Origin of the sequence: Mycobacterium sp. 1245801.1 (genome assembly GCF_001673055.1) — a bacterium.
In the GTDB taxonomy this organism is placed as follows: Bacteria; Actinomycetota; Actinomycetes; order Mycobacteriales; family Mycobacteriaceae; genus Mycobacterium; species Mycobacterium europaeum_A.
Map to the genome: position 1 here is coordinate 1 of NZ_LZKY01000208.1, position 2770 is coordinate 2770.

The 2770-nt window shown below is 71.6% G+C and carries 3 protein-coding genes and 1 pseudogene; 2 read left to right on the top strand and 2 right to left on the bottom strand.

Annotated elements, in window-relative coordinates; translation table 11 throughout:
• A pseudogene (locus A5622_RS13170) lies at positions 1 to 457 on the top strand (thymidine phosphorylase); the annotation flags it as partial.
• Positions 454 to 1542, top strand: coding sequence for an adenosine deaminase (locus A5622_RS13175; RefSeq protein WP_066873250.1), 1089 nt, complete (start codon positions 454 to 456; stop codon positions 1540 to 1542). The pseudogene A5622_RS13170 and the gene A5622_RS13175, both read left to right, overlap by 4 nt.
• Positions 1543 to 1552: 10 nt before the next feature.
• Here A5622_RS13175 and A5622_RS29150 read toward each other — a convergent pair whose 3' ends face one another.
• Both A5622_RS29150 and A5622_RS13185 read right to left on the bottom strand, forming a co-directional pair.
• The gene (locus A5622_RS29150; RefSeq protein WP_066878935.1) at positions 1553 to 2035 is read right to left on the bottom strand and encodes a hypothetical protein; all 483 of its coding nucleotides are present in this window, start codon (positions 2033 to 2035) and stop codon (positions 1553 to 1555) included.
• A gap of 81 nt (positions 2036 to 2116) precedes the next feature.
• A partial coding sequence (locus A5622_RS13185) for a GntR family transcriptional regulator (RefSeq protein WP_066878937.1) occupies positions 2117 to 2770 on the bottom strand: 654 nt, incomplete at its 5' end.

Consider the following 2770-nt stretch of genomic DNA (forward strand, 5'->3'; position numbering starts at 1 on the left):
GCGGCTGGCCTCCGAGATGCTGGAGCTGGCCGGGATCGCCGACCGCGACCCCGCCGACACCCTGCGCGACGGCACCGCGATGGACCGGTTCCGCCGGCTCGTCGCGGCCCAGGGCGGCGATCTGTCGGTGCCGTTGCCCCTCGGTCGGCATGCCGAGACCGTGACCGCGCCCCGGGGCGGCACAATGGGCGATATCGACGCGATGGCAGTGGGGCTGGGGGCATGGCGGCTCGGCGCGGGCAGGTCCCGCCCGGGCGAGCGGGTGCAGCTGGGCGCGGGGATCCGGATCCACCGCCGGCCCGGCGAACCGGTCACCGCCGGCGAGCCGTTGTTCACCCTCTACACCGACACCCCGGAGCGTTTCGGTGCCGCGCTGGCCGAGCTGGACGGCGGGTGGAGCGTCGGCGACACGGCCCCGACTCCCCGGCCGCTGATCATCGATCGGATCGTGACATGACCGCACCGCTGGGCCTCGAGCAGATCAGGAAGGCCCCCAAGGCCCTGCTGCATGATCACCTCGACGGCGGCCTGCGCCCGTCGACGGTGCTGGAGATCGCCGGGCAGATCGGTTACGACGGGCTGCCCGCCACCGACGTCGACGAGCTGGCGACGTGGTTTCGCACCCGTTCGCACAGCGGCTCGCTGGAGCGCTACCTGGAGCCGTTCTCGCACACCGTCGCGGTGATGCAGACGCCCGAGGCGCTGCACCGGGTCGCCTACGAGTGCGTGGAAGATCTGGCCGAGGACTCGGTGGTGTACGCCGAGATCCGGTTCGCGCCCGAACTGCACATTGACCGCGGGCTGTCCTTCGATGCTATCGTCGACGCCGTGCTGGCCGGCTTCGCCGACGGTGAGAAGGCCTGCGCCGCGGCCGGGCGCCCGATCGTGGTGCGCCTGCTGGTCACCGCGATGCGGCACGCGGCGGTGTCCCGGGAGATCGCCGAGCTGGCAATCCGGTTCCGGGACAAGGGAGTTGTCGGGTTCGACATCGCCGGCGCCGAGGCGGGCAACCCACCGACCCGGCACCTGGACGCTTTCGAATACATGCGAGACCACAACGCGCGCTTCACCATTCACGCCGGTGAGGCGTTCGGCCTGCCGTCCATTCACGAGGCGATCGCCTTTTGCGGGGCGGACCGGCTGGGCCATGGGGTGCGCATCGTCGACGACATCGAGGTGCTGGGCGACGGCAAGGTCCGGCTGGGTCAACAGGCATCCATTTTGCGGGACAAGCGAATTCCGTTGGAGCTGTGCCCCAGCTCCAACGTGCAGACCGGTGCCGTCAACAGCATCGCCGAGCATCCGTTCGATCTGCTGGCCCGCACCCGCTTCCGGGTGACTGTGAACACCGACAACCGGCTGATGAGCGACACCTTCATGAGCCGCGAAATGCACCGGCTGGTCGAGGCTTTCGGCTACGGATGGAGCGACCTCGAGCGGTTCACCATCAACGCGATGAAGTCAGCGTTCATCCCGTTCGACGAGCGGCTGGCGATCATCGACGAGGTGATCAAGCCGCGCTATGCCGTGCTGATCGGCTAGCGGCTCACCGTCATATGTGCCCCGGCATCCCGATGTCGGGGTCGGCCGGTGCCGCGGGCGCGACCGGCACTGCCGGCGGCGCGACGGGCGGGGCCTCCACGGGCGGCGGCGCGACGGGCGGCGGCGCGATCGGCGCCTGGTCCACCGGCGGCGGTGGGGCCGCGGGCGGCGGCGGGGCGATCTGCGGGGCGGCCGCCGGCGGCAGCGCGTACGGGCCTCCGGCGCACACGGGATTGGCGGGCTGGCTGATGCATGCGGTATCCGCCGGGCCGGTGGGGGCGGCGTCGGCGGCGTACGGCCCGCCCTGACACTGCGCGACCTCTGGCATCGCCACACATCGGGGATCGGACGGGTTGGTCGGCAGGCCGGGATCGGGATTATCTTGCGGCGCAACGGGGATTCGCGCGGCCGGCGCGGGCATCGCGTTCGCCCGTGCGCCCGCACCCGTCGCGGCGACCGCGATCAGCGCCGCGGCCACAACCGTTTTCGCCATCACGTCGCGGACTCCTGTAGGGATCGTCCAAGCCATCGTGCCCCCAGCTACGGGCCCGGCACGGCTTGTCCGGGCTGTCGATCAGTCTGCGCCATGCGCGCCAGATCCGGTAGCCCATAACGGGTTCGGCTCGACCGACAGCCCCATGGCCCGCACCGTGCTGGCCAGGTGGGTCTGCACCGCCCGGAGCGCCCGCGGCAGGTCGCCGTCGCGCAGGGCCTCGGCGATGCCCCGATGCTCGGCCATGATCGTGGCCACCCGATCGGGTTCACGCAGCGCCGATTCCCCGATCATCCGCATCTGGCGGTCGCGCAGCGTTGAGTAGAAGTTGGACAGGATGGCGTTGCCCGACTCTTCCAGGGTGATGGCGTGGAAGGCGCGGTCGGACTCCAGGAATTCCCGCCAGTCGGCGGCCGCCGCGGCCGCACCCTGCCGTCGCAGCTCGCCGGATTGCCGTTCGAAGACCACGGCCCACACGGCGGGACCGCGTCCCACCACCTTGGCCGCCGCGAACTGCTCGAGCACCAGCCGGGCCTCCATCACCGCGCGGACCTCGCCGGGGGAGACCGGGACCACCAGGGCGCCGCGCTGGGGATACAACCGCAACAGCCCCTCGGCCTCGAGGCGCAGGAACGCCTCGCGCACCGGGGTGCGCGACATCCCCAGCGCGGTCGCGACGTCGCCTTCGCTGATCAGCTCGCCGCCGGCGAACTCGCCGGTGAGGATCTGGGCCTT